At 72.3% G+C, this 25,907-nt stretch carries 28 protein-coding genes; 8 read left to right on the plus strand and 20 right to left on the minus strand.

Annotated elements, in window-relative coordinates; genetic code table 11:
* Nucleotides 1-55: 55 nt before the first annotated feature.
* The 6 genes from H293_RS0111430 to H293_RS0111460 all read right to left on the minus strand — a co-directional run bounded on the left by H293_RS0111430 (nt 56) and on the right by H293_RS0111460 (nt 5,367).
* Nucleotides 56-475, minus strand: coding sequence for a PPOX class F420-dependent oxidoreductase (locus H293_RS0111430; RefSeq protein ID WP_020118015.1), 420 nt, complete (start codon nt 473-475; stop codon nt 56-58).
* Between the two features lie 36 nt (nt 476-511).
* A complete protein-coding gene (locus tag H293_RS0111435; RefSeq protein ID WP_020118016.1) occupies nt 512-1,396 on the minus strand; it encodes an NAD(P)-dependent oxidoreductase in 885 nt (294 codons plus the stop codon).
* Between the two features lie 87 nt (nt 1,397-1,483).
* Entirely contained in the window at nt 1,484-2,224 is a 741-nt protein-coding gene (locus tag H293_RS0111440; RefSeq protein WP_020118017.1) for a tRNA-dependent cyclodipeptide synthase, read from the minus strand.
* A 175-nt stretch (nt 2,225-2,399) separates the two neighbouring features.
* Nucleotides 2,400-3,722 carry an aldehyde dehydrogenase family protein gene (locus tag H293_RS0111450; protein ID WP_020118018.1) on the minus strand — a complete coding sequence of 441 codons (1,323 nt, stop codon included), beginning with the start codon at nt 3,720-3,722 and terminating at the stop codon, nt 2,400-2,402.
* Between the two features lie 119 nt (nt 3,723-3,841).
* Nucleotides 3,842-5,011 (minus strand): RNA polymerase sigma factor, encoded by a 1,170-nt coding sequence (locus H293_RS0111455; RefSeq protein WP_020118019.1) that lies wholly within the window; start codon nt 5,009-5,011, stop codon nt 3,842-3,844.
* Complete coding sequence (locus H293_RS0111460; RefSeq protein WP_028807751.1) at nt 5,011-5,367, minus strand: YciI family protein; 357 nt, start codon at nt 5,365-5,367, stop codon at nt 5,011-5,013. Before H293_RS0111460 ends, H293_RS0111455 begins: the two co-directional genes overlap by 1 nt.
* Nucleotides 5,368-5,461: 94 nt before the next feature.
* Here H293_RS0111460 and H293_RS0111465 point away from each other — a divergent pair, with 94 nt between their 5' ends.
* Complete coding sequence (locus tag H293_RS0111465; RefSeq protein ID WP_020118021.1) at nt 5,462-6,508, plus strand: acyl-CoA dehydrogenase family protein; 1,047 nt, start codon at nt 5,462-5,464, stop codon at nt 6,506-6,508.
* On the opposite strand, the gene H293_RS0111470 is transcribed toward H293_RS0111465, so the two are convergent.
* From H293_RS0111470 to H293_RS61615, 7 genes are all read right to left on the minus strand, one after another.
* A complete protein-coding gene (locus H293_RS0111470) occupies nt 6,505-7,320 on the minus strand; it encodes an alpha/beta fold hydrolase (protein ID WP_020118022.1) in 816 nt (271 codons plus the stop codon). The genes H293_RS0111465 and H293_RS0111470 overlap by 4 nt on opposite strands.
* A 58-nt stretch (nt 7,321-7,378) precedes the next feature.
* Nucleotides 7,379-8,524: an LLM class flavin-dependent oxidoreductase gene (locus tag H293_RS0111475; RefSeq protein WP_020118023.1), complete on the minus strand. Its 1,146-nt coding sequence runs from the start codon at nt 8,522-8,524 to the stop codon at nt 7,379-7,381.
* Nucleotides 8,525-8,546: 22 nt separating this feature from the next.
* Nucleotides 8,547-9,731 (minus strand): SfnB family sulfur acquisition oxidoreductase, encoded by a 1,185-nt coding sequence (locus H293_RS0111480; RefSeq protein ID WP_020118024.1) that lies wholly within the window; start codon nt 9,729-9,731, stop codon nt 8,547-8,549.
* 5 nt (nt 9,732-9,736) lie between these two features.
* The gene (gene ssuE / locus H293_RS0111485; protein WP_020118025.1) at nt 9,737-10,291 is read right to left on the minus strand and encodes an NADPH-dependent FMN reductase; all 555 of its coding nucleotides are present in this window, start codon (nt 10,289-10,291) and stop codon (nt 9,737-9,739) included.
* 68 nt (nt 10,292-10,359) lie between these two features.
* The gene (locus H293_RS0111490) at nt 10,360-11,577 is read right to left on the minus strand and encodes an acyl-CoA dehydrogenase family protein (RefSeq protein ID WP_020118026.1); all 1,218 of its coding nucleotides are present in this window, start codon (nt 11,575-11,577) and stop codon (nt 10,360-10,362) included.
* A 13-nt stretch (nt 11,578-11,590) separates the two neighbouring features.
* Nucleotides 11,591-12,706, minus strand: a complete 1,116-nt coding sequence (gene sfnG, locus H293_RS0111495; RefSeq protein ID WP_020118027.1) for a dimethylsulfone monooxygenase SfnG — start codon at nt 12,704-12,706, stop codon at nt 11,591-11,593.
* Nucleotides 12,707-12,828: 122 nt separating this feature from the next.
* Nucleotides 12,829-12,912 (minus strand): putative leader peptide, encoded by an 84-nt coding sequence (locus H293_RS61615; protein ID WP_351536879.1) that lies wholly within the window; start codon nt 12,910-12,912, stop codon nt 12,829-12,831.
* A gap of 116 nt (nt 12,913-13,028) precedes the next feature.
* Between H293_RS61615 and H293_RS0111500 the strand changes: the two genes are divergently transcribed.
* Entirely contained in the window at nt 13,029-14,006 is a 978-nt protein-coding gene (locus H293_RS0111500) for a LysR family transcriptional regulator (protein WP_051138085.1), read from the plus strand.
* Nucleotides 14,007-14,015: 9 nt separating this feature from the next.
* Here the strand turns inward: H293_RS0111500 and H293_RS0111505 are convergent, their stop codons facing one another.
* Entirely contained in the window at nt 14,016-14,204 is a 189-nt protein-coding gene (locus tag H293_RS0111505) for a hypothetical protein (protein ID WP_007379835.1), read from the minus strand.
* Nucleotides 14,205-14,540: 336 nt separating this feature from the next.
* On the opposite strand from H293_RS0111505, the gene H293_RS0111510 reads away from it, so the two are divergent.
* The gene (locus tag H293_RS0111510) at nt 14,541-16,067 is read left to right on the plus strand and encodes an SDR family oxidoreductase (protein WP_020118029.1); all 1,527 of its coding nucleotides are present in this window, start codon (nt 14,541-14,543) and stop codon (nt 16,065-16,067) included.
* A gap of 36 nt (nt 16,068-16,103) precedes the next feature.
* The gene (locus tag H293_RS0111515; RefSeq protein WP_020118030.1) at nt 16,104-17,477 is read left to right on the plus strand and encodes a cryptochrome/photolyase family protein; all 1,374 of its coding nucleotides are present in this window, start codon (nt 16,104-16,106) and stop codon (nt 17,475-17,477) included.
* 2 nt (nt 17,478-17,479) lie between these two features.
* On the opposite strand, the gene H293_RS0111520 is transcribed toward H293_RS0111515, so the two are convergent.
* A complete protein-coding gene (locus tag H293_RS0111520) occupies nt 17,480-18,523 on the minus strand; it encodes a MerR family transcriptional regulator (protein ID WP_051138086.1) in 1,044 nt (347 codons plus the stop codon).
* 176 nt (nt 18,524-18,699) lie between these two features.
* Between H293_RS0111520 and H293_RS0111525 the strand changes: the two genes are divergently transcribed.
* Entirely contained in the window at nt 18,700-19,140 is a 441-nt protein-coding gene (locus H293_RS0111525; RefSeq protein WP_020118032.1) for an SPW repeat protein, read from the plus strand.
* A gap of 93 nt (nt 19,141-19,233) precedes the next feature.
* Here H293_RS0111525 and H293_RS0111530 read toward each other — a convergent pair whose 3' ends face one another.
* The gene (locus H293_RS0111530) at nt 19,234-19,899 is read right to left on the minus strand and encodes a phosphotransferase (protein WP_020118033.1); all 666 of its coding nucleotides are present in this window, start codon (nt 19,897-19,899) and stop codon (nt 19,234-19,236) included.
* Nucleotides 19,900-20,213: 314 nt separating this feature from the next.
* On the opposite strand from H293_RS0111530, the gene H293_RS60020 reads away from it, so the two are divergent.
* Together H293_RS60020 and H293_RS0111540 are read left to right on the plus strand one after the other, a co-directional pair.
* The gene (locus tag H293_RS60020; RefSeq protein ID WP_020118034.1) at nt 20,214-20,540 is read left to right on the plus strand and encodes a GNAT family N-acetyltransferase; all 327 of its coding nucleotides are present in this window, start codon (nt 20,214-20,216) and stop codon (nt 20,538-20,540) included.
* A gap of 43 nt (nt 20,541-20,583) precedes the next feature.
* Nucleotides 20,584-21,129, plus strand: a complete 546-nt coding sequence (locus H293_RS0111540; RefSeq protein WP_020118035.1) for an ATP-binding protein — start codon at nt 20,584-20,586, stop codon at nt 21,127-21,129.
* On the opposite strand, the gene H293_RS0111545 is transcribed toward H293_RS0111540, so the two are convergent.
* Nucleotides 21,122-22,567, minus strand: coding sequence for a hypothetical protein (locus H293_RS0111545; RefSeq protein WP_020118036.1), 1,446 nt, complete (start codon nt 22,565-22,567; stop codon nt 21,122-21,124). The two genes, H293_RS0111540 and H293_RS0111545, sit on opposite strands and share 8 nt — an antisense overlap.
* 236 nt (nt 22,568-22,803) lie before the next feature.
* Between H293_RS0111545 and H293_RS0111550 the strand changes: the two genes are divergently transcribed.
* Nucleotides 22,804-23,685 (plus strand): GNAT family N-acetyltransferase, encoded by an 882-nt coding sequence (locus H293_RS0111550; protein ID WP_020118037.1) that lies wholly within the window; start codon nt 22,804-22,806, stop codon nt 23,683-23,685.
* On the opposite strand, the gene H293_RS0111555 is transcribed toward H293_RS0111550, so the two are convergent.
* Genes H293_RS0111555 through H293_RS0111565 form a run of 3 tightly spaced genes read right to left on the minus strand, consistent with a single transcriptional unit; the run spans nt 23,686 to nt 25,858 of the window.
* Nucleotides 23,686-24,609, minus strand: a complete 924-nt coding sequence (locus H293_RS0111555) for an NAD-dependent epimerase/dehydratase family protein (RefSeq protein WP_020118038.1) — start codon at nt 24,607-24,609, stop codon at nt 23,686-23,688. It lies immediately after the preceding gene.
* Nucleotides 24,610-24,662: 53 nt separating this feature from the next.
* Nucleotides 24,663-25,439 (minus strand): GNAT family N-acetyltransferase, encoded by a 777-nt coding sequence (locus tag H293_RS0111560; RefSeq protein WP_020118039.1) that lies wholly within the window; start codon nt 25,437-25,439, stop codon nt 24,663-24,665.
* A 41-nt stretch (nt 25,440-25,480) separates the two neighbouring features.
* Nucleotides 25,481-25,858 carry a MerR family transcriptional regulator gene (locus H293_RS0111565; protein ID WP_020118040.1) on the minus strand — a complete coding sequence of 126 codons (378 nt, stop codon included), beginning with the start codon at nt 25,856-25,858 and terminating at the stop codon, nt 25,481-25,483.
* Between the last annotated feature and the right edge of the window lie 49 nt (nt 25,859-25,907).

Genomic DNA, 25,907 nt, shown 5'->3' on the forward strand with positions numbered 1-25,907 from the left:
CGCGAGAGGGGGGAGGGCCCGGTCGGTGGCCTCCCTCTCCCCCACTGTCGGGACGTCAGCCGGACTGGTCGTTGTCCTTCATCTCGCCCCAGCCGTGCCAGCGGTCGACCTCGATCCAGGCGCTCACGCGGCCCCGGACCCGGTTCGGGTAGGGACGGCCGCCGTAGTGGGTGGAGAGTCGGTCGATGTCGGCGAGGTCCTCGTCCGCGTACATCTCGACCGCGCGGCCGATGAGCGTGACGTGCGTATACCAGTTGTCGCTGTCCAGGACGGTGAGCGTGACGCGAGGGTCACGGCGCAGGTGCTTCAGCCGGACGCGGCCCTCGTCAAGGTTGATCAGGACACGGCCGTCCTCCCAGAGGTACCAGGTGGGGGCCGACACCGGCGCCCCGTCGGAGCGCAGGGTCGCCATCACGCAGGGGTTGGGGCGGCCGAGCAGTTCCACGGCCTCGGGCGGCAGCGGGGGCTTGGACATGAGGGGTCCTCCTCTTCGGGTGTTCCGGACTCGGGGTCAGGCCTTCTCGTCGAAGCTCGCGAAATAGGCGGCTGCCATGTCCTCGTCGCCGTGGCCCTGGGCGGCGGCGCGCTCGAAACGCTCGGCGCTCGCGGCGGCCACGTCGAGGCGGACTCCGCCCCGCTCACCGGCCTCGACGATGAGACGGGCGTCCTTGGCGGCGGTGGAGACCGCGAACTGGGCCGGTGACAGCCGGCCGTCGAGGATCAGGCCCGACTTGGCCCGCAGATAGCCCATGTCGAGAGGGCCGCCGTCGATGGCGTCGAAGAAGCCCTGCGGGTCCACGCCGAGGGCCTTCGCGAGGGCGAGGGCCTCTCCGGCCGCGTTGGTCACCGCGAGCACCCAGCTGTTGGCGACCAGCTTCAGCCTGGTCGCGCTGCCCTCGGCGCCGTCCTCGCCGGTCCACACCGTGCGGGCGCCGACCGCGTCGAGGACGGGGGTCACGGCGCCACGGCCCTCGACCGGTCCGGCGGCGAGGACCAGCAGCTGACCGGCCTCGGCGGGCTGTCGGGTGCCCAGAACGGGCGCGTCGAAGAACACCAGTTGGTGCTCGCGGGCGAAGGCGGCCAGGTCGGCGATCGCCTCGACGCCGGCGGTGGTCGACTGCACCCAGGCGACGCCCGGGCGGAGTCCCTCGGCGGCCTGGCGCATGACGTCCAGGGCCGCGGGGCCGTCGTACAGCATGGTCAGGACGACGTCGGCGCCGCGCACGGCCTCGGCGGGGCTGCCGGCGACCTCGACGCCGTCCTCGGCCAGCGGCCGCGCCTTGTCCGGGCTGCGGTTCCAGGCGCGGACGGCATGTCCGGCGCGGGCGAGGTTGCGGGCCATCGCGGCACCCATGATGCCGGTGCCCAGGACGCTCACGGTGAGCTTGTCGGTCATGACGTCAACTCCCTGCGGGGGTGCGGATGTTCTGTCGGGCACCGAGCTTGCCGGATAGGTTCCGGAGGAGCCCGGGCGGGTGGGCGGTCACGTCGGCTGGAGAGGTTCCACGGCGACGAATCCCTGCGTGTCGACGGCCGGGAGCGGCGCGTCCGGGCCGTAGAGGAAACCGGCGAGGGCCGGGGTGGCGCGGTAGGCGAAGACCGACGCCGGTACGCCGAGGATGGCCGGGGTGTCGAGGAGGAAGGGCAGTTCGCGGTCCAAGTACTCGGCACCTGCGGCCAGTTGGCCGGCGGTCGGGGTCCAGTCGGCGGGCATCGTGGTGCGCAGGACGCCGGTGACCATGCGGGTATGGGTGGCGTGGAACGCGGATTGCTCCCGGTGCGCGCGGGTGACGCGCTGGAGGGCGGCACGGTAGGCCGGGGTGTCGTAGAAGTCGGAGAACCGCGCGACACGCAGCCGGGACGGTTCGATCCGCGCGGTGGTCACGGCGCGGGAGATCCGGTTGGCCGTCTGGCGTACGTCGCGGTGAGCGCGGGCGCGGGCGTGCCCGGGCTCGTAGCCGCGACCGAGATAGGTGCAGGCGACGGTGTCGGTGTCGGGGTGGGCGATCTCGATCCGGGTGAAGCGGGTGGCGGCCCAGCGCAGCAGCGCGAGGAGCCGGTCCTCGGAGAAGTAGCCGTTGCCGGGGCTGATCCCGAGGAACACGTGGTGTCCGGCGTCGACGAGGCCGGCGCAGCGCTCGGAGAAGGGGGTGTCGAGGAAGCCGTCCCCCCTGCGGGCCCCGGTCGAGGATGCCCGGGCCGTCGGCATCACCCAGTCGTGCATCGGTACTCCCCCGTCCTCTGCACGGACAGTGCGCCGTGGATTCTCCGGTCGTCGTCATCGAGCCTAGAAGGAGCCGGTGGCCGTGTCGGGCCGTGGCCGCGGAACTCGCGCAGATGGCCCAGCAGGATCTCGGGGTCCTGCCGGGCCGCGCCCCGTCTCGCACCGCGTCCGGCGACTAGCCGAGCGGCTTCTCCAGGATCGCCTTGCGGTGGCTGAAGGTCTCGATGGAGTAGCGGCCGTGGTAGTTGCCCATGCCGCTCTCCCCCACTCCGCCGAACGGCAGGTCGGAGACGGTCAGATGGGCGAGGGGCAGACCGTAGCCGAGGCCGCCGGAGGAGGTCTCGGCGGCGATGCGGCCCCGGGTCGTGTCGGAGTCGGTGAAGACGTACAGGGCGAGCGGCTTGTCCCGGTCGGTGATGAAGTCGATGGCCTCGTCGAGGCCGGGCACGGTGACGATCGGCAGGATCGGGCCGAAGATCTCCTCCCGCATCACCGGGGACTCGGGGTCCACGTCGGCGAGGACGGTGGGCGCGATGTACTTGGCCGTACGGTCGCTCGTGCCGCCCACGACCGTGCGGCCCGAGTCCAGCAGTCCGGTGAGCCGGTCGAAGTGCCGTTCGTTGATGATGCGGCCGTACTCGCCGGATTCCGCGGGGTCGCCGCCGTACAGCGTGTCGACGGCGTTCTTCAGCAGCGGCTCCAGGGCGGCCGCGGTCTCTGGGTCGGTCAGGACGTAGTCGGGGGCGACGCAGGTCTGCCCGGCGTTGAGGAACTTGCCGCGGGCCAGGCGGTCGGCGACGACGGTGAGGTCGGCGTCGCGGTCGACGAAGGCCGGGGACTTCCCGCCCAGTTCGAGGGTGACCGGGGTCAGGTGCTCGGCGGCGGCGCGCAGGACGACGCGGCCCACCGTGCCGTTGCCGGTGTAGAAGATGTGGTCGAAGCGCTCGGCGAGCAGGGCGGTGGTCTCGGGGATGCCGCCCTCGACGACGGCCACCGCGTCGGTGTCCAGGTAGGCGGGGAGCAGCCGGGCCACGGCGGCGGAGGTGGCCGGGGCCAGCTCGCTCGGCTTGGCGACCACCGCGTTGCCCGCGGCGAGGGCGCCGACCACGGGGGCGAGCAGCAGCTGGGCCGGGTAGTTCCACGGGGCGATGACGAGGACGACGCCGAGCGGGTCGTACTGCGTCCAGGCGCGCGCGTCGGTGCCGAGGTGTGCGGGGACGGGGGCGGACTCGGGGCGCAGCCAGTCGGTGAGGTGGTCCAGGGTGTGGTCGATCTCGCGGATCGTGAAGTCGATCTCGGTGCGGAAGGCCTCGGTGGAGCTCTTGCCCAGGTCGGCGTGGAGGGCGGCGGCCAGCTCCGTGCCGTTCTCCGTGAGCAGCTCGCGCAGGCGGCGCAGCTGGGTCGTACGCCACTCGACGGGCTTGGTGCGGCCGCTGCGGAAGGTGGCGCGCAGTCGGGCGACGACGTCGGCGGGCTGCTCGGGGGCGGGGTGGTTCACGGGTGCCTCGCTGGGGGTGCGCGGGCCTTGCGGCCTGGGTCTCGACGGTCAGATGTATATTGCAACCTTTTCACGGCCGGGCCAATTCCGGATCGCCGCCAGTACTTTCCGGGACGGGGTCACAGCGACCGGCGACGGTGTTCGAGATAGGTGCGCTCCGCCGGGTTCTCGGTGAGTGCGGCGGCCCTCGCGTAGGCGTCCGCGGCTTCCGCGTCGCGTCCGAGGCGGCGCAGCAGGTCGGCCCGGACCGCGTGGAGGACGTGGTAGCCGTCGAGGTCGAGTGCGTCCACCAGGGTGAGGGCCCGCGCGGGTCCCTCGGTCTCGGCCACGGCGACCGCCCGGTTCAGGGCCACGACGGGGCTGGGCGCCACGGCCATGAGCTGGTCGTACAGCCGGTGGACCTGTCCCCAGTCGGTGGGCGCGTCGCTGTGGACGGCCTGGATGGCGGCCTGGATCTGGTACGGCCCCGGCTGGTTCCGGCGCAGACACCGCCGTACGAGTGACTGCCCCTCGGCGACGAGCGCGCGGTCCCAGCGGGCCGGGTCCTGCTCGGACAGCGGTACGAGTTCGCCCCGGTCGTCGGTGCGGGCGGCCCGGCGGGACTCGATGAGCAGCATCAGGGCGAGCAGTCCGGTGGCCTCGGGCTCGTCCGGCATCAGCTCGGTCAGCAGCCGGCCCAGGCGTACGGCTTCGGCGCACAGGTCGGGTGTGCCGCCGTAGCCCTCGTTGAAGACGAGGTAGACGACGGCGAGCACTCCGTTGAGCCGGTCGGGGAGGTCGGCGTCGCGGGGGACGCGGTAGGGGATGCGGGCGTCGCGGATCTTTGCCTTGGCGCGGACGAGGCGCTGGGCCATGGTCGGCTCGGGGACCAGGAAGGCACGGGCGATCTGTGCGGTGGTGAGGCCGCCGAGCAGCCGGAGGGTGAGGGCGACCCGGGCCTGGGGGGCGAGCGCGGGGTGGCAGCAGGTGAAGAGGAGGCGGAGCCGTTCGTCGCGCACGGGGCCCTCCTCGGGCGGTGCGTCGGGGGCGTTCAGCAGGGCGGCCTCGGCGTGGCGGGCCTGCCTGGTGGACTCGCGGCGCAGCCGGTCGATCGCGCGGTTGCGGGCGGTGGTGATGATCCAGCCGGCCGGGCTCGGCGGCACACCGGTCTCGGGCCAGCGCCGCACGGCCGTGGTGAAGGCGTCCTGGACCGCTTCCTCGGCGAGGTCGATGTCACCGAGGAAGCGGACGAGGACGGCGACCGCGCGGCCGTACTCCTCGCGGAAGACGCCCTCGACGTCCAGGGTCATCAGTCCTCGGACTCGTGCTGGAAGGGGCGCACCTCGATGGGCAGGGTGGTGGCCAGGGCCGCCTTGCGCCCCCACTCCAGGGCCGCGTCCAGGTCGGGCGCCTTCACGATGCAGAGGCCGCCGAGCTGTTCCTTGCCCTCGGCGTACGGGCCGTCGGTGATGAGCACGTCGCCGTCGCGGGGCCGCAGCACGGTCGAGGAGTCGGGGCTGTGCAGTCCTCCGGCGAAGACCCAGGCCCCGGCCGCGCGGAGCTCCTGGTGGAAGACGTCGAGCCGCTTGCCGATCTCGGCCAGCTCCTCCGGGGCGGGCAGCTCGTCCCAGCCGGGCTGCATGACATTGAGCAGGTAGTACTGCATGTCCATCTCCTCCTGTGAGTCTGTCTCACCTCCTACACGAACGGCACACCCCCGGATCGACACCGCGCGCGACGGAATCGGGAGAATCTTCGTCATGACCACCGCACCGCACCCGCTCCTCGCCACCGCCCACTCCCTCGCCGACGGCCTCCTCGCTCCGCACGCGGCGCGCGTCGACCAGGGGGGCGTGCCCGCGAGCCACCTCGACGCGATCAGACGCTCGGGACTGCTCGGAGTGAGCGCGCCGAAGGAGTACGGCGGTGCGGCCGCTCCGGACGCGGTGGCGCGGGAGGTCCAGGAGATCCTGGCCGGGGCGTGCTGCTCGACGTGGTTCGTGCAGACCCAGCACCACTCGCCGGTGAGGCTGCTCACGCAGTCCGGTCTGCCGGTGCGGGAGCGGCTGCTCGGGCCGCTGGCGACCGGTGAACTGCTGGCCGGGATCGCGTACGCGCACGTCCGCGCGTTTCCCCGGGTGCCGGTGCGGGCGACGGCCGAGCGGGGCGGCTGGCGGTTCGACGGCAGGGTGCCCTGGTACACGGGCTGGGGCCTGAACGACGTGATGCTGCTGGCCGGGGTGAGCGAGGCGGACGAGGTGGTGTTCGCGTTCACGGAGGCACGCGAGCAGCCAGGACTGCGGGCGTCGGAGCCGATGCGGCTCGCCGCGCTCACCGCGGCCCGGACGGTCTCCCTGTCCCTGGACGGCCTGTGGCTGCCCGAGGATTCGGTGGTGCTGCGCACCCCGCAGGAGAAGTTCGCGCTGGTCGACGGGCCCCGCGCCACCAACGCCTCCCCGGCCGTCTTCGGCGTGGCGTATGCGGCGCTCCGGGTACTGGAGGACGCCGGCGAGCGGGAGACCGCGGCTGCCCTGCACGGCCCTCTCGACGAGGTGCGCGGGCAGGTGTACGACCTCGCCGAGCACCCCGTCCCGTACGAGCGCGTCCCCGAACGGCTCGCGCTCAAGACGCGGTCGTACGACTTGATGCGCGCCGCCACGACGGCGGCCGTGGTGGCGGGCGGCGGCCGTGCGATGGACCTGGGCGGTACGGCCCAACGGCTGTTCCGTGAGGGGATGTTCCTGCTGGTGCAGGGGCAGACGGGGGAGGTGCGGCGGGCGCATCTGGGCGCCCTGGCGGAGATCTAGTCGAGCAGGGCCGCCAGGAGTGCGGCGGGTGCGTCCTCCTGGACCAAGTGCCCTGCGCCGGGGATGACGTCGAGGCGTGCGCCCGGGATGCGGGCGACGAGTTCGTGCCCCTTGTCCACGGGGATCCAGGTGTCGTCCTCGCCCCAGCACACCAGGGTCGGGATGGTGATCTCGCCGTACCGGTCCTGCACTTCGTCGGTGTAATGCTGGTCGGCCTGGGCGATCTGGCGGTAGAAGGCGGCCTGGCCGGGGTCTCCGAGCCAGGGTTCGACGAGCCGGTCGTGGACGGCGGGGTGCAGGCCGGGGCTGCTGGCCGAGCTGACGTACTCGCGGACGAGGGCCCGGTGCAGGGCGGGCGGGAGTGCGTCGAAGACCGCGGAGTTCTTGCCGACGAGCCGGAAGAACGGCGTTCCCCAGGGGGCCAGCGCGACCGGGTCGACCAGGGTGAGCGAGTGGTAGCGGGCCCCGTGCAGCAGATGGGCCCGCAGGGACACGGCACCGCCGAAGTCATGGGCCACGACCCGGGGTTCGGCCAGCTCCCAGTGCGCCAGGAGCTCGGTGAAGACCCTGCTCTGGGCGGCCAGGGAGACGTCCTGGCCCGCGGACTTCTCCGAGGCCCCGTAGCCGGGCATGTCCCACACGAACACGTGGTGGCGGCGGGAGAGGGCGCGGGCCACGGCACGCCAGACGTACGAGGAGAAGGGCGTGCCGTGGAGGAGGACGACCGGGGCACGGCCCGGATCTCCGAGGCTGTCCCAGCGGACCTCACCGGAGCTGCTGCGGAAGGTCCTGGTCAACTGCCAGTCACTCACGGGCTGTTCCTCTCGACGGATGCGCAGGTCGAACCCGTGAGCGTACGGGGTGACCGCCCTAGCTCGCGAACGGCACCTGCGGCGAGGGCGCGGCCTCCTCGCCGGACGGGTGCCGCCACAGCCCCTGCGCGGCGAGGCGGGGCAGGACTCCCTCGCCGAACCAGTACGCCTCCTCAAGGTGCGGGTAGCCGGAGAGCACGAACTCGTCGATGCCGAGGGCGTGGTACTCCTTGATCCGCTCGGCCACCTCGTCGTGGCTGCCGACCAGCGCGGTGCCGGCGCCGCCGCGCACCAGGCCGATGCCGGCCCACAGGTTGGGGTGGATCTCCAGGCCGTTCCGGTCGCCGCCGCCGTGCAGGGCGAGCATCCGCTGCTGACCCTCCGACTCGCTGCGGGCGAGCCCGGCCTGCACCGACCTCACCGTCTCCGGGTCGAAGCCGTCGAGCAGTCGGTCCGCCTCCGCCCAGGCCTGCTCGGAGGTGTCCCGGGTGATCACGTGCAGGCGGATCCCGAAGCGCAGGGTGCGTCCCTGCCGCGCCGCCAGCCCGCGGATCCAGGCGATCTTCTCGGCGACCTGTGCGGGCGGCTCGCCCCAGGTGAGGTACACGTCGGCGTACTTGGCGGCGACCTCCCCGGCGACGGGCGAGGACCCGCCGAAGTACACCTCGGGCACCGGATCGGGCACCCGCGCCAGCTTCGCGTCCTCGACCCGGAGGTGCTCGCCGTGCAGGTCGACGGTCTTGCCCTCCCACAACCCCCGTACGACCTCCAGGAATTCGCCGGTACGACGGTAGCGGGCGTCCTTGTCGAGGAAGTCCCCGTAGGCCCGCTGCTCGTGGCTCTCCCCGCCGGTGACGACGTTGAGCAGCAGCCGTCCCCCGGACTGCCGCTGGAAGGTGGACGCCATCTGGGCGGCGAGGGTCGGTGAGACGAAACCGGGCCGGAAGGCGACCAGGAACTTCAGCCGTTCGGTGTGCCGGCTCACCATCGCGGTGGTCAGCCACGCGTCCTCGCACCAGGCGCCGGTGGGTGTGAGCGCCCCCACGAAGCCCAGGTCCTCGGCCGCCCGGGCGATCTGGCTCAGGTAGCCGACCGTCGGCGGCCGGTCCCGTCCGGAGACGGTGGCGGGTGTGCCGTGACCGCCGCCCACGACGTGACGGCTGTCGCCGTTGGTGGGCAGGAACCAGTGGAAGGTGAGGGACATGGGGGTCTCCGTTCGGGTGTCTCTAGAGGAGGCCGTGGCGGGGCGGCCGGGTGCCGTTGAGCACGTACCGGCCGATGTGCTGGATCTTCCAGCGGGTCGGGGCGTGCAGGGTGTGCGTGCGGGCATCGCGCCAGTGCCGGTGCAGATTCAGGGAGTTGAGCGCCGAACGGGTGCCGGCGACCTCGAAGAGCGCCCCGGCCACGTCCACCGCGGCCTGGGCCGCCTGGACCTTGGCGACGGCGACGGCGACGGACGCCTCGGCCGCCGAGTCGTCGGTGAGGTCGGCGCGGGCCGCGTCGACGGCGCGGGCGGCTTCCCGCAGCAGCGCCTCGGACGCCCTTGCCTGGAGGGCGAGTTCACCGAACCGCTGGATCAGCAGAGGGTCCTCGGCCGCCGTCTCGACCTCGCTCTCGAACCACGGTCGGCTCTTCGTCCGGACGAACTCCGCCGCCTCCGCGAGCGCGCCCCCGGCGATCCCGGTGTCGATGGCGGCATGCAGCAACTGGGCGACGGCTCCGTGGAGTTGTGGCCCCTCGAAGGTGAGGTGGTGGGGCAGCACCCGGTCGGCCGGGACCTCGACGCCTGCCAGGCGGACGGTGCCGCTGGCCGTCGTCCGCTGGCCTAGGCCGTCCCAGTCGTCGATCACCGTGACACCGGGGGTGTCCCGGGGAACATAGGCGACGTGCAGTTTGTCGTGCTCGGCGCGGGCCAGCACCGGGATCCAGTCGGCGAACAGGGCGCCGGTGCAGTAGTGCTTGACACCGTCGAGGCGGTACGAGCCGTCCGGCAGTGGGTGCAGGCGGGTGCGGATGACCTGGACGTGCCGGGTGCCCGCCTCCGACTGCGCGTTGCCGAAGCGGCGGCCGCCGAGGACTTCGGCGAAGAAGAACTTGCGCTGCTCCTCGGTGCCCTGACGGTTGATCACGTTGACGTACACGAAGTGGCTCTGCGGGATCTGGGCAAGGCTCGCGTCGGCGGCGGCGAGCAGTCGGAAGATCTCGGCGAGAGTGGACGTGCTCACGTCCGCTCCCCCGTGTTCGGCGGGGACGGTGACGGCGAGCAGCCCGGAGGCGGAGAGGCGGTCCAGCTCCGCGCGTGGCAGCCTGCGTTCGGCATCCCTGGCGGAGGCCCCCGCGCGGAACTCCTCGGCGAGCGACGCGGCGACCGCCAGGGCCTCCTGGTCGTCGGTGATCACATGGGCGGTCATGTCCGTCAGCCCGCCGCCGCCAGCACCGGTCGTCGGCCCAGCGCGGTCGAGAACTGGTCGACGACCTGGGTGAGCGCCTCGCTCGCGGCGGGCGCGACGGTCAGCGAGCCGTCGTCCTGCACGCTGATGTCCTTGTCGAGGGTGAACCAGCCCTGCACGATGTGGGCCGCGCCCATGGAGCTGAGGACCGGGCGGAGCGCGTAGTCGATGGCCAGGACATGAGCGGTGGAGCCGCCGGTGGCCAGCGGCAGCACGGTCTTGCCGGCCAGCGCGTACTGCGGGAGCAGGTCCAGGAGCGCCTTGAGGACTCCGGAGTACGACGCCTTGTAGACGGGGGTGCCGACGACGACCCCGTCGGCGCGCGCGAACAGCTCGGTGGCCTCGACGATCGCCGGGTGCTTGAAGTCGGCGCCGAGCAGGGCCTGGGCGGGGATGGTGCGCACGTCGAGCGGGATCACCTCGTGTCCCTGTGCGGCCAGGCGCCGGTCGAGGTGGCGCAGCAGCCGGTTGGTGCGCGAGGAGGCGGAGGGGCTGCCGGAGACGGACAGGACGGTGGCCATGGGGTCCTCTTTCGGAGGGAGGAGGCGGGGCGCCCCCGGTTCAGGAGGGGGCGCCCCGGGGGGAGCGGTCAGGAGTACCAGGTGGGTTCGGGCAGTTCGCCTTCGAGGACCCAGCGGCCGACCTCGCGCCGCTTGTAGGCGACGGGGTCGTGCAGCGTGTGGGTGCGGACGTTGCGCCAGAACCGGTCCAGGCCCTCAGAGGTGGCCGTGGAGCGGGCGCCCGTCACCTCGAAGATCCGGTGGGAGACCTCCAGGGCCACGTCGGTGGCGCGGGCCTTGACTGCGGCCACCCGGACCTCGAAGTCGCCGCGTGCCTTCTCGGTGACCGCGTCGGGGTCGTCGTGCAGCTTCTGTCCCTCGGCGGCGACGGCGTCGGCGAGGGCCTCGGCCGCCCAGAGCTTGGCGGTCAGGTCGCCGTAGGTGTCGATGACGTACGGCTCGTCGACCGCGCGCTCGAAGCCGCCGTGCAGCCAGGAGCGGGATTTCTCGCGGGTATAGGTGGCGGCCGTCTCCAGCGCGCCGCCCGCGATGCCGAGGTAGAAGTTGACGAAGACCAGCTGGATGGTGGGGACGTTGAGGGTGTTGTAGACGCGCGGCTGGAACACCTTGTCGACGTATCCGGCGGCGCTCGCCCACGGGGTGCGGACGCCGTCGAGGGTGACGCCGCCGCTCTCGGTGAGGCGCTGGCCGATGTTGTCCCAGTCGTCGTGGAAGGTCAGGCCCTCGGAGTCGGAGGGCACGATGGCGAAGACGTGGCTGTCGGTGCCCTCCAGGACGCCTTCGAGGACGGTGACGTCGGAGACCTTGCTGCCGGTGGAGAAGGTCTTGCGGCCGGTGTAGACGAGGTCGTCGCCGTCCTCGGTCACGACGACGTCCTGGTCGCGCGGGTTGACCGCGCCGCCGAAGAACCAGCGGTTCCCGGTGGCCTCGGCCTCGACGTGCTCCCACTGCTCGCGGGTGCCGACCAGGCGGGCGGCCCAGAACCACAGGTAGTGGTAGCCGAGGAGCTGGCCGATGGAGCCGTCGGCCTTGGCGATCTCGCGGACGACCCGGTAGGCGGTCGTCCAGTCCTGGCCTCCGCCGCCGTGCTCGGTCGGGCCGAGGAGGGTGACGAGTCCGGCGTCCTTGAGGAGCTGCACCTCGGCGTACGGGGTGGCGCCCGCGTGGTCGCGGGCGGCGGCGTCGGTGGCGAGGACGGCGGCGGCCTCGGCGGCGCGGGCGATCCACTGCTGGGCGGTGGCGGGGGCGGGGCGGGTCTGCCAGTCGGTGTTCGTGGCCGTGCTCATGTCGGTGACCTCCTCAGACCTGGGCGGGGACGGACTCGTTGTCGGGCAGCTGGGCCTCCAGATCACGGACCAGCGGCAGCACCCGCTTGCCGAAGTACTCGACCTCCTCGTGGTAGTGCAGGAAGCCAAGGAGAAGGAGGTCGACGCCGAGCTTCTTGTAGGCGACGATCCGCTCGGCGATCTGCTCCGGCGTCCCGATGAGACCGGTGCGGAAGCCGTCGTTGTACTGGACGAGGTCCTCGAAGGAGGAGTCCTGCCACATGCCCGTCTTGTCGGAGGTCGACTGGCCCGCCTGCTTCACGGCGGCACCGAACCCCTCGACGGCCTCGCTGTCGGCCTTGGCGACGATCTCCCGGAGCGTGTCTCGGGCCTCGGCCTCCGTGTCACGGGCGATGAGGAAGCCGTTGAGGCCGAACTTCGGTGGGGTACGGCCGACTTCGGCGGCGGACTTGCGGACGTCGGTGAGCTGCTCGGTGACCCCGTCGAAGTCCTTGCCGTTGGAGAAGTACCAGTCGGACACCCGCCCGGCCATGGCGCGGGCGGCGGTGGAGTTTCCGCCCTGGAAGATCTCCGGGTGCGGGCGCTCCTCGGTGTTGAGGGGCTTGGGCTTCAGGGAGAAGTCGCGCAGCCGGTAGAAGTCGCCGGCGAGTTCGGCATGGTCCTCCGTCCAGATCTTCCGCAGGGCGGTGATGAACTCCTCGGAGCGGCGGTAGCGCTCGTCGTGCTCCAGCCAGGGTTCGCCGAGGGCGGTGAACTCGCCCTTGAACCAGCCGGAGACGACGTTCACGGCGAAGCGGCCCTTGGAGAGGTGGTCGGCGGTGGCACCGAGTTTGGCGAGGACGCCCGGGTGCCACAGGCCGGGGTGGACGGCGGCGATGACCTTCAGGCGCTGGGTGGCCAGCAGCAGGGCGAGGCTGAAGCTGGTCGACTCGTGCTGGTACTCGGCGCCGTAGCTGGCCATGTAGCGGACCTGGCTGAGGGCGTAGTCGAAGCCGTTGTTCTCTGCGAGGACGGCGAGTTCGCGGTTGTAGTCGTAGCCCCAGTCGGTGCGCTGCTCGATCTTGCTGGTGACGAGTCCCCCGCTGACGTTGGGGACCCAGTAGGCGAATTGCACGGGCGCGGCAGGCATGCGTGACTCCTGTTGCGGAATGTTTTCGAGCACGCCGAATTCAAAAGGTGCGCGGGCACACGGAATTCAGGCGTGAAAACTCTCGGAAGGAGAGGAAAACGCGGCGGATCATGGGAGGTTGATCAGGCCGCGGTGCGACAGGAGGCGCTGGAGACGCGCGCGAGGTCGACATGGCGTCGCCGCGTGAGGTCCAGTCGCATCATCATGTCGTCGATCGTGACAGCCGGTGGCGAGAGGCGTCAAGGAAAACCCGACCGGTCTCGTATCGCGGACCATTGAATTTCACGAACGTGTGACAGGGAAACCCTTGAACGTGCCGCGAATGGGCCCGCATTCTGCTGGGCGTGCGGACAGAACGCTGGAATACATAGCGGCGGTGACCCGGCTCGGCTCACTGCGCCGGGCGGCGGAGGAACTGCGCCTGTCGCAGCCCGCGTTGAGCGAGACCGTGCGGAATCTGGAGCGGGAGCTCGGGGTCGACCTGCTGGAGCGCAAGCGGTCGGGGGCGACGATGAGCGCGGAGGGCCGGGAGCTGCTGCCGCACATCGTCGGCGTGCTGGAGGCGGTGGACCGGTTGCGGTCGGCGGCGGGCGAGCAGCACCGCATCAGCCGTATGGTCCGCGTCGGCACGGTGAACGCGGCGACGGTGCCGCTGCTCATCCCGGCGGTCGAGGACTTCCGGGCCGTCCATCCGGTCACCCAGGTCGAGGTGGTCGGCGCGCAGCAGACGGAGATCCAGCGGGGCCTCGCGGAGGGCGGGTTCGACCTGGGTCTGGTCAACCACCTCGACGGCGACGACACGCCCGCGGGATGCGAGTCCACCCCACTGCTGCACGGGCGGCCGGTGGTGTGCCTGCGCCCGGACAGTCCGCTGGCCGCGCGGACCTGTGTGCCGGTGGACGATCTGCTGGCCCAGCCGCTGATCGCCATGCGCACCGGCTACGTCATGCACCGCTTCGTGCACCGGCTTCTGGAGGGGCGCGGGCCGGCCTTCGCGTACTCCACCGACGGCGCCGAGATGGGCAAGCTGATGGTGGCCGAGGGGCTGGGGGTGACCGTGCTGCCCGACTTCAGCGTGGTCGGGGGTCCTCCCCCAGCCTCCGGCCGGGGGGACCCCCATTCGCTGCGCTCACGTCAGGGCACGATCACCCACCGGCCGATCGAGGGCGTCTCGATCCGGGTGCTGCTGATGCTCCAGCGGCGCAGGGCCGAGTCCGTGCCGAGGGCCGCCCGGGATCTGCACGAAGCGTTCGTGCGCCGGGCCGGCCGGCTGGGCGGGACGCTCACCCCGCCCGGCTGAGCCGCATGGTCAGTCCTCGTCCCGCCCGGGGACCACCACGAGGAACGCGTCCGACTTGAGATCCATCACCACGGTCGCCGGTTCACCCTGCGCCCGCCTCTGCGCCGCGTACTCCTCTGCCGGCCACGATCCGCGCGGAGCTCCCGCTGGAAACCGCTCCAACACCTTCGCGCTCATAGCGGCAGACACCTCCAACATCGCTGACGAACCGTCTCGTACCTGTGCGGTTGCCCGGGATTCAGGCGTACATGTCACGTCTTCGCGGTGTCGCCCACAGGGGCTCCTCCGCGTCCATGATCGCGGCGAGCGCTGGATGCCGGTGGCGTGCAGAGCGTGGTCACCGGCGAAAGCCGGTCGCCGCCCCGTCCGTGCCGGACTCCGGTCGCGCGTCCTGGTCCGGCTGGTCCCGCTGGTTCGCCGGGGCCACGTGAGCAGCGCAGGGAAGCGCCGCGCTCCCGAGGGCCCGGGCCGCATCCGAACCGGGCCCGGCGGTCGAAGTGATCAGCAGGGGGCGACAGGAAGGGCAGGGACGCGATGGACCACGACGGCACGCGTGCGGGACCGCGTTGTCTGGTGACCGGGGCCACGGGATACATCGGCGGGCGTCTGGTCCCCGAGCTGCTCGACGCGGGCCACCCCGTACGGTGTCTGGCCCGCTCCCCCGAGCGGCTGCGCGACCACCCCTGGGCCGGCCGTGCCGAGGTGGTGGCGGGTGACGTGACCGACGCCGCGTCCGTCGCCCGGGCCCTGGACGGGGTGGACGTGGCGTACTACCTGGTGCACGCGATGAGCTCCGGCAAGGGCTTCGAGGAGACCGACCGCAGGGCCGCGCGGATCTTCGCCGAGCAGGCCCGGAAGGCGGGTGTGCGGCGGATCGTGCACCTCAGCGGCCTCATCCCGGCGGGCGTGCCCGAGGACGAGCTCTCGCCGCATCTGCGTTCACGCGCGGAGGTGGCCCGCATCCTGCTCGACTCCGGGGTCCCGACCACGGTCCTGCGGGCGGCCGTCGTCATCGGCTCGGGTTCCGCCTCCTTCGAGATGCTGCGCTACCTGACCGAACGCCTTCCCGTGATGGTCACCCCGAGCTGGGTGCACACCCGCGTCCAGCCGGTGGCGGTCCGCGACGTGCTCCGCGCCCTCGTCGGCAGCGCCGGCATGCCGGCGGACGTCAACCGGGCCTTCGACGTCGGCGGCCCGGAGGTGCTGACGTACCGGCAGATGATGCTCAGGTACGCGGCGGTCGCCGGGCTGCCGCGCCGGGTCATCCTGCCGGTGCCGGTACTCACCCCCGGGCTCTCCAGCCACTGGGTGGGCCTGGTGACGCCGGTGCCCGCCTCGATCGCCCGGCCGCTCACCGAGTCGCTGCGGCACGAGGTGGTCTGCCAGGAGAACGACATCGCAGGACGTCTCCCGGGCCCGCCCACCCGTCCGATCGGCTTCGACGAGGCCGTACGACTGGCTCTGCAGCGGGTGCGGGAGGCGCGGGTCACCACCCGGTGGTCGTCGGCGTCGGTGCCGGGCGCCCCCAGCGATCCGCTGCCCACCGACCCCGACTGGGCCGGCGGAAGTCTCTACTGCGACCACCGGGAGCTCCCCGTGGACGCCTCGCCTCAGGCGCTGTGGCGGGTCGTCGAGGGCATCGGCGGGGAGAACGGCTGGTACTCCTTCCCGCTAGCGTGGGCGGTGCGAGGGTGGCTGGACCGGCTGGTGGGCGGGGTCGGGCTGCGCCGGGGGCGCCGGGACGCGGCACGGCTGCGGGTCGGCGACTCGCTGGACTTCTGGCGGGTGGAGGCGATCGAGCCGGGCCGGCTGCTGCGGCTGCGGGCGGAGATGCGCCTGCCCGGCCTGGCGTGGCTGGAGATGGGAGTGGCCACCGACGAGGACGGCCGCACCCGCTACCGGCAGCGCGCCCTGTTCCATCCGCACGGTCTGCTCGGCCAAGCCTACTGGTGGAGCGTTTCGCCCTTCCACACGGTCGTCTTCGGCGGCATGGCCCGCAACATCGCCCGCGCCGCGGCGGGTTCGTCGGCCCGCGAGCCCGAGCACGCCCCCGTCCACTGACCTCCCGGCTCCTCACCGCACCCCGGAGTAAGCACCATGAGCATCTCGGTCGTCCTGTTCACCTGCGACCTGCGCCTGCACGACCACCCGCCGCTGGCCGCGGCCCTCGACGGCACCGAGCAGGTCGTCCCGCTGTTCGTGCGGGACCGGGCCGTGGACGCCGTGGGATTCGCCGCCCCCAACCGGCTGGCGTTCCTCGCCGACTGTCTGCGCGACCTCGACGCCGGTCTGCGCGAGCGGGGCGGCCGGCTGGTCCTGCGCTCCGGCGACCTCGTCGACCAGGTGCGCAAGGTCGCCGCCGAGGCGGACGCCGACGAGGTGCACATGACGTCCGACGTCAGCGCCCACGCCCACCGGCGGGAGGAGCGGCTGCGCCGGGCCCTGGAGGCGGAGGGCGTCCGGCTGCACGTCCACGACACGGTGACCACGGCCGTCGCCCCGGGCGCGGTGGTCCCGGCCGGCTCGGACCACTTCGCCGTCTTCACGCCGTACTTCCGGCGCTGGTCCCAGGAGCGGCTGCGGGACCCGCTCGGGGCGCCGCGGGCCGTAACGGTCCCGGACGGCGTCGGATCCGAGCCGCTGCCCTCCCGCGACGACCTGTCCGGGCTGTCGGAGGGACTCGCCGCGGGCGGCGAGACGGAGGGCCGCAAGCGGCTCGCCGCCTGGCTGCGGGCCGGACTGGCCGCGTACGAGGACCGCCACGACGACCTGGCCGGCGACGCGACCTCCCGGCTCTCCCCGCACCTCCACTTCGGCACCCTCTCCCCCGTCGAACTCGTCCACCGGGCAGGCCGGGCGGGCGGCCCGGGCGCCGAGGCCTTCGTACGGCAGCTCGCCTGGCGCGACTTCCACCGGCAGGTGCTCGCGGCCCGCCCTGCCGCTGCCGCCGCCGACTACCGCACCCAGCACGACCGTTGGCGCTCCGAGCGGACCGCGGGCGACGACATCGAGGCGTGGAAGGAGGGCCGCACCGGCTACCCGATCGTCGACGCGGCGATGCGCCAGCTGCGCCACGAGGGCTGGATGCACAACCGCGGCCGCCTGCTGACCGCGAGCTTCCTCGCCAAGACGCTGTACGTGGACTGGCGGATCGGTGCCCGGCACTTCCTGGACCTGCTGGTCGACGGGGACCTCGCCAACAACCAGCTCAACTGGCAGTGGATGGCGGGCACGGGCACGGACACCCGCCCCAACCGGGTCCTCAACCCGGTCACCCAGGCAAAGCGCTACGACCCCGACGGCACGTACGTCCACCGCTGGGTGCCCGAACTGGCCGCGCTGGAGGGACCGGCGGTGCACGAGCCGTGGAAGCTGCGGGGACTGGACCGGGCCGCGCTGGACTATCCGGATCCGATCGTGGAACTGCCCGAGGGGCTCGCCCGTTTCAAGCGGGCGCGTGGCCGCGAGTGAGGTCAGGCGGGTGCCGTGGGCGACCCGGCCGCGTACAGACCTGCCAGGGTGTCCAGGGCGTCCCGGAAGGACGTCGGCCGGAGCATCCCCTGGCCGGAGCGGCCGATCCAGCCGGACCCGCCCAGCATCACCACGGGCCTCCTGCGGGCGCCCTTCACCCCCCACTGGGCACCGGCGACGTGCCGGGCCAGCGGCAGGCTCGCCGTGGAGCGGGACTGCGCCCACAGGACGACGGCCGCCGGGCCGAGCCGGTCCACCGCGGCGGTCAGCGCCTCCACGGGTACGGCGGCCCCGAACATCCTGGTCGGCAGGCCCAGTTCACCGAGGCCGGCGTTGAGCGCCTCCAGCGCCAGCGTGTGCTGCTCGCCGGGGACGCAGGCCAGCAGGACCGGCCCGGCGCCGAGCGCGTCGCCCTGCCGGGCCGGTGGGCTGGTGCAGCGGCGCAGTGCGGTGGACATGTGCCAGGACAGCAGGTGCTCGACCTCGATGTAACGGTCTCCGGACGAGGCCCACTTGCGGCCGACCGCGTGCAGCGTGGGCACCATCACCTCCTGCCAGGCGACGGCCAGGCCGTGGGTCTCGACCGCCGCGGCCAACTGCTCCTCCACGGCCGGCGCGTCCAGGCGTACGGCGGCGCGGGCGAGGCCACGGCACTCCTGGCGCACATCACCCAGGGGGAGCGCGCCGGCCGCCCGAGACCGTGCGCGGGTCGCGGGTTCCGGAACCCCCGGCGGGACCGAAACGCCGCCCGGTCCCATCGCCGCGGACTCCTTGGCCGCCCGGGCCGCCTCGGCGGGCGGCACACCGGTGGAGGTGAGCCGGCACATCGATTCCAGCACGGCCACGTCCCGCGGGGTCCAGCGGCGGTGCCGTCCGTCGGTACGGACGGCGGGGCCGATGCCGTAGCGGCGGTCCCAGGAGCGCAGCGTGGTGGGCGAGACCCCCAGGCGACGGGCCAGGGCACCGGTGGTGAGGCGCGTCGCGGTGTCCGGGGCGGCCGGTCCCGGCCGGGCCTGCACCCCCTCACCGTCCGGTATGTCATTCATGGAGCGACTATACGACGCAGAACCGATGCGAGTTGATGGCCTTGCCACCGGTTCCGGCCGGGACCGTTCCCCTCACCTCTACACATAAAGGGAAAATAAGCGCAGAATGTACGCAGGCGGCGCTTACCGCACACCGCACCAGAGCGGTCAGGCCAGCAAGTCGAAGGAGACAAGTCATGGCCGACGTCTCGCACACCAGAGGGGACATCACCAGCCACCCCGACGCTCCGGAAATGCGGGAACGCTACGCCCGCATGCTCGGCGGTCGCGATGTGGCACTCGTGGACGGACCGGTGTTCCTGCTCGGCCTGTACTGCGCCGTGTCCCCCTGGATACTCCACTACACGACGAGCCAGCCCGCCCTCGTGACCCACAACCTCATCGTGGGCATAGCGATCGGCCTGCTGGCCCTTGGATTCACCCAGACCCCTGAACGCATGTACGGCCTCAGCTGGGCCTTCTGCGCGGTCGGCATCTGGATGATCATCGCTCCCTGGGTCGTCGGCGAGAGCCCCGACGCCGGTGTGGCGCTGAACAACATCATCATCGGCGCCCTCGCGGTGATCCTGGGGCTGATGTGCACCGTCACGGCGGCGAAGAGCGCCCCCAGGCCGTAGAGGACTCGGCACAGAAGACGGCAGCAGACACCTGGAGTCAGCAGGGCCGGTCCACCGGAGGTGGACCGGCCCTTCCCCTGAGGAGCCACCCCGTCACCTCAGGAACGCCCCGAGTTCGCGCCGGTGCCCCGCGACCCACCTCTCCGCGGCCCTCACCTCGTCCACCGCCCCCCGCTCGCGCAGCCCGATCATGGCCCGCTCCCCCCGTAGCGCGCCGGCTTCGATCCCCCTCCAGCAGCGGCCCTGCCACCACAGCACCGTGTCCAGCAACCCGTCCCGCTCGTCGACGCCGTAGGCATCGCAGATCAGCCGCATGCGGCGAGCGGCCTCCCGTACATCGGCGACACCCGGCCCCAGGTCGAGGTACTGCCAGCACACATGGGCGAGGTCGTGCATCCGCTCGCCCGGAGCGGCCAGGTCCCAGTCGATGAACGCGACGGGCCGCCACGCCGCGTACACGGTGTTCTTCGGCGCGAGGTCGTTGTGGCAGACGACGTCCCGGTCCCCGGCGAGCGCGGTGCCGTGCGTCAGGTCGTGGAAGGCGCGGACGAGACGGGCAACCTCCGTGAGGGCCTCGTCGGTCCGGGCCGCGGCGCGCTCGCGCGGGGTCACGGCGGCCCGCCCCTCGATGTGGTCGAAGGCCTCCCGGCCGAGTGCGTCGACGCCGAGGAACCGCGGGGCGCCCCGCCGGCCCGCGCTCTCGAACAGATCGAGCAACTCCCACACGAATCCCGACCGTTCGGACGGGTTGCGCCGCACGGTCCCTCCGACCCGGACGACGTCGCTGACCGCGCCGCCGTCGAGCGCCGACTCCTCCGTCCGACCGCCTCCCCGGGGCAGGATCGACCCATGGACCCGAACCGAACCCTCACCCTCGTCCCACCGGTGCGCCTCGAAGGCTACGGCGTCCGGCTGCGCCAGTGGTCCGACGCCGACCTCGCGGACCTGGTCGCGCTCTACGACGATTCCGAGATGGCCCGGTGGACTCCGGTGGCCTCGCCGTTCGACCTGGCCACGGCGCGGGCGTACCTGGCCGGGGCGCGGGAGGGCAGGCCGAGGGGCGGAGGGTCCAGTTGGCCGTCACCACCGACGGGATCCTTCCCCGGGGTGAGGTCCTGCTGTTCCGCAGCGGTTCGGACGAACGGGACGTGGAGCTGGCCTACGGCGTCGGACCCGCCCACCGGGGGCAGGGGCCGGCCGGGCGGGCGGTGCGGCTGGCCGCCGAGTACACGGTCCGGGAGATCCGGCCGCGCCGGGTGGTACTGCGCATCGACGCCGCCAACGCGGCCAGCGAGGCGGTCGCCCGGTCCTGCGCGTTCGAGCTCACGGACGAGCCACCGGTCAGGAGGGAGTCGCGGGGCCGCGAGGCGGTCCTGCGCACCTGGCGGCTGCGCGCCTGAAACTCCGCTGCACGGCGGGGACTCGGCGTGCCACTCTCGTCGTATGGATCACGCGGAGGTACTGCTGGTCGGGGGACGCGCCGGGGTCGGCAAGACGACCGTCGGCTGGGAGGTCTCGGCGCGACTGCGGGCCGCTCGGGTCGCCCATGCCGTGATCGACGGGGACTTCATGGGGCAGGTCCATCCGGCGCCCGAGGGTGACCCCCACCGGGCCGCCATCGGAGAGCGCAACCTGACCGCGGTGTGGGGCAACTACGCCGAACTCGGCTACCGGCGCCTCGTCTACGTGAACACCGTGAGCGTGCTGGAGGAGTCGACGGGCATGTTCCGGCGGGCGATGGGGGACGGTGTCCGGATCGTACGGGTCCTGCTCACCGCGACCGACGAGACGGCCGAACGGCGGCTGACCGGGCGGGAGCTGGGCTCCGAGCTGGAGCAGGAACTGCGGAGCGGCGCCCGCAAGGCGCGGATGCTGGACGAGCGTGCGCCCGCCGGCACGCTGCGCGTGGTGACCGACGGGCGCACGGTGATCGACATCGCGGCCGAGGTGACGGCCGCCACCGGGTGGGTCCCGGCCCGGATCAGCTGACGTTCAGTGCCGTGTCGTCGACGACGAACGACGTCTGGAGCGTGGAGCCCTCCGTGCCGGTGAACTTGAGGGTGACGGTCTGGCCGGCGTAGCCCGCCAGGTTGAAGCTGCGCTGGGTGTAAGCGGAGGCCGCGTTGAGGTTCGAGTACGTGGCGAGGGTGCTCAGTACCGTGCCCGAGCTGTTGAGCACCTGCACCTTGAGGGTGTCGTAGGCGGTGCTGGTGGTGGTCTCGGCGGTGTCGACGTGCAGGTAGAAGCTGAGCGTGGCCGCGGTGCACGCGGACGGGACGGTCACCGACTGGGACAGGGTGTCCGTGCGCGCGGAGCCGTAGCCGTCGAGCCAGGCGAACCAGGAGCCGGTGCGGGCGGACTCGCCGCTGGAATTCGTGAGCACGCCGCTGCTCGCGGTCCAGGTCGAACTGCCCGACTCGAAGCCGCTGTTGCCGAGGAGCTGCGCCGACGTGCAGGTGGAACCGCCACCGCCACCGCCCCCGTCGCCGCTGCCGCTCGCTCCGGACAGCCATTCCGTGGCGTTGAGGGCGAGGGCCGCGTTGGTGGCGCCCGAGTCGTTCCAGCCGTCGTAGAGGGTGTTGCCGGACTGGCCGGTGCCGTCGTCGATGGGTGAGCTGTCGCCCCAGAAGGCGACGCGCCCGCTGCCGAAGGTGCTGGTGGCGAAGAAGGCGCCGGTGTTGCCCGAGTAACCGGTGCGGTAGAGCAGTCCCTTGACGTTCGCGTTGTCGGCGGGCTTGAGGGTGGCCGTGGTGCCGCTGGCGATGAGGCTCTTGGTGACGGTGCCGAAGGAGCCGTGCAGGACGGGGTTGCTGCTGTCGCTGATCGCCGAGGGGTAGTCGGAGCTGATGCTCAGCGAGTCGATGGAGAATCCGAACGGGTCGGTGGAGTCGACGCTGTTGTTGGTCATCAGGTCGTTCAGGATCTCGACCGCGTCCTCACCGTCGTTGTTGCGGTCGGCTCCGGTGTGGTCGGAGATCATGAAGAGGCCGCCGCCGTTCTTCACGAAGGTCATGATCGCCGTCTTCTCGGCGGTCGTGAAGAGCGTGTTGGGCTCGGGCAGGACCAGGGTGTCGAAGTTCGACAGGTCGGTGGCGGAGGAGCCGCCGTAGGTGAGGGCGCTCGTCGAGGTCTTGAGGCTGTAGCCGCCGGTCTTCTGGAGGGCGACACCCCAGGAGGAGAGGGCGCCGGTCCAGTCGGTCTCGGCGGAGGGCGAGGAGTCCTGGCCCAGCGGGTCGGGCTGGCTGGTGGAGATGATCCAGTCCGCGTTGCCCGCCGTCTCGGCGTGGGCGTTGTCGAAGAGGATCCGGTGCGGGGTGGCAGCGGCGGCGGGGGTGGCGGTGGCCTGCACGACGACGCCTGCGGCGACGAGACCGAGTCCGGCGAGGACGGCGCCGAGTCTGTGGCGGGAAAGGGTGAGCCCGAGCATCCGGCATACCTCCGTGAGGAGTTGGGGAAGGGTGATGCGGGGACGGGAACTACGCGCATAGACAACGCGATGATTTTGAACGGTACATGACATTCAGATGGCTGAACAGAACCGGTCCGGCCCGCGCGACGAGGATTGACCCGGTGTTGACCCAGGGTTTAATCCCGTTGCGGACACCGGGGCTCGACGGCAGGCTTCATGCGCCCGCCGCCCCTCCCTCCGTGACGGAGACGCACTTGTCCCTCGACATCACCCCCCTCGCCGATCCCCGGCCTGCCACCTCCAGCCGCCGTCTGGCCTGGCTGGCCTCCGGGGAGGACGATGTCCCGCTCGGGTCCGCCTTCCTGCGGCTGTTCACCAAGGAGGGGCAGGAGCACCTCGCCGAACTGCGGCTCGCGGTGCACGGCGCCGAGCGGCGGCGGGGCGTCGGAACCCGGCTTCTGGAGGCCGCCGTGGACGCGGCGAGGACGGAGCGGCGGCGGTCCGTGATCGCCCAGGCGGAACAGGGCTCCCCCGCCGATCTCTTCCTGGCCGCCCGGGGCTTCCGGCAGGTCCTGGCGCTCACGTACACCCGGCTCCCGCTGGCCGACGTCGATCGTGCCGCGATCGACGCACTCCTCGAACTGCCTCACCCCGGCTACCGGTTGACCGAGTGGGAGGGCACCGTGGCGGACGCGCTGGCGCAGTCGTTCGCCCACTCGCGGCGGGCGATGGACGACATGCCGATGGAGGGGACGGACTTCGGCAGGGTCGTCTGGGACGTGGAGCGGGTGGTCGCGGCCGCGGAGGCCGTGGCACAGCGCGGTGAGCTGCTGCACACCGTCGCCGTGGTGGACGCGGCGAACGGCAGCGTGGTGGGCTTCTCCGAACTGGTCGTGCCCGGCGACGGGTCGGGCGACGGCCAGCACTACGGCACCGCCGTGCTCCCCGAACACCGCGGGCGTGGCCTCGCCCGCTGGATGAAGGCCGCGGCCGTCCGGCACGCCCTCGAACGGCACCCGGAGCTGGCCGGGCTCCGCACCGACACCGCGGACAGCAACAAGCCGATGCTGGCCGTCAACGACTCCCTCGGATACGTGCCGACGCACAAGGCCGTGGAGTACCAGCTCGACCTGTGATCACCGGGTCGTCGCGGCCCGCAGCGCGGCCAGACCCTCACGGCCCGAGGGGTACACGGGCGTCCAGCCCAGTTCCCGCTCGGCTTTCCGCGCCGACACCCGCATGCTGGACGCGAACATCGTGTGCGCGTACGCCATCGGTTTGGTCAGCCACAGGGGCACGGACACCGGCTTCGGCAGCCCGAACTCCGCGGCCACGCACAGCAGATGGGCACGGAAGCCCATCGGGGTGGGGTCCGCGATGTTGTACGCCTGTCCGGCGCGCCCGTGCTCGACCGCGGCGGCCACCGCGCGGGCCGCGTCCGTGAGTTCCACCCAGGGCAGGACCCGGCCGTGGTCCGCGGGGGCGGGCAGCTGCCGCTTGCGCAGCAGAGGCAGCAGGGCGTCGGTGCCGCCGGGGCCGTAGAAGAGGCCGAACCGGAGCGCGACGCCTTCCAACCCGGTTGTCCCAAAGGTGAGTTGCTCCTTGGTCCGCATGCCCGCGAGATGCCGCTCCAGTTCCGGGTCGGTGCCGCGCGGGCCGAACTCGTCGTCCTCGGTGATCGGTTGGTCGCCGAAGTCGCCGTAGCCGTATCCGAAGACCATCGACTCGGTGACGAGACGGCGTGCTCCGGTGGCCCGGGCCGCCTCGATCAGATGGGCGGTGCCCTCCGTGCGCAGGGCATCGGTGGCGTACATGTCGCGGTGGCGCACGGGCGGCTTGCGCAGGGCCGTCGCCGCGTGGACGACCGTGTCGAAGTGCTGTCCGTCCACGGCCCGCAGCAGGGCGTCGCGGTCCATGAGGTCGGCGCGCACGCCGTTGCCCTCGCCCCGGCCCAGTCCGGTGACCTTGTGCCCCGCGTCGGTCAGGGCCCTGGCGATGTGGCGGCCGAGGACACCGCTCGCGCCGGCGAGGAGGATGTTCTGGTGCTGGTTCGTCGTCATACCGGTGGGACGGATCGGGCGGCCCCGGATGTGACATCCCGGCCCACTGAGCTCTACGGGTGGTACACGTGCGGCTGCGTGATCGACAGCGGCTCGAACCCGAGGCGTTCCAGGATCGGGCGGCTCGTGGCCAGCGCGTCGACCTGGAGGTAGCGGTATCCCCGCTCCACGGCGGCGCGGGCGCGGTGCGCGACCAGTGCGCGGTAGATGCCCCGGCCGCGCCAGCCCTCGACGGTGCCCCCGCCCCACAGGCCGGCGAAGCGGGTGCCGGGCACGAGCTCCATGCGGGCCGCGCTGACCGGCTCGTCCCCGGCGAGCGCGACGACCGCGACCACGGTGTCGGGCTCGTCCCGCAGCCGGGCGAGCAGCTGGTGCCGCAGCCGGGTGCTGTCGGTGCCGAAGGCCTTCTCGTGCACGTCCGCCACGAGGTGGACGCCGGCCTGGTCGGTGACCGGCAGGAAGCGGATTCCCTCGGGCGGCTCGACGTCCAGGGTGAGGTCGGCGACCTCGGCGATCATCAGCGTCTCCTCGGGCTCGGGGGTGAACCCGGCGGCCCGCAGCCGCTCTCCCAGGTCGACGGGCAGGTCGTGCCCGTACAGCTTCCACTCGAACTCGCGGCCGAGCCCGGTGTAGTACGCGATCTGCTCGGCGATCGCCCGGTCGGCGCTCGCCTCGTCCAGGTCGGACCAGACGACTCCGTTCCAGCCGTGCTCGGCGGCGACCTGGCGGACCACCCTGCCGACCCGCTCGACACGGGCACCGGGACCGTCCGGCTGGGCGCCTTCGCGCATGTTCCGGTCATACAGGGCGAGTACCGCGACATGATCCATGGGCTCACTTCATCACCCGGAGTTCTTTGCGGCAATGCCGTTTACGGCCGTCCGGCCTCCGCGCGCACCGCCGCCAGGTAGCCGCTGAGCCGGTCGCGGTTGCGGGCCAGGCAGTCGATCCGGGCCTGGATGCGGTCGACGTGGGCCTCCAGGAGGGCGGCCGTCTCCGGGGTCAGGTGCTGGGGCGGCAGCAGGATCTCCTCCGGCGCCGACAGGTACGGCAGGATCGTGCGGATCATCTCCGTGGTCAGGCCGGAGTCCAGCAGTCCGCGGATCTGCTGGACGTCCCGGACCGCCGCCTCGCCGTAGGCGCGGTAGCCGTTGTCGGCCCGTTCGGGGTGGAGCAGGTCCTGCTCCTCGTAGTAGCGCAGCAGCCTGGTGGGGACTCCGGTACGGCGGGACAGTTCACCGATTCTCATGACGCGCTCCCGGCTCGCCCTTGCCTTCACACTGATGTGAAGGTCCGAG

Origin of the sequence: Streptomyces canus 299MFChir4.1, assembly GCF_000383615.1 — a bacterium.
In the GTDB taxonomy this organism is placed as follows: Bacteria; Actinomycetota; Actinomycetes; order Streptomycetales; family Streptomycetaceae; genus Streptomyces; species Streptomyces canus_C.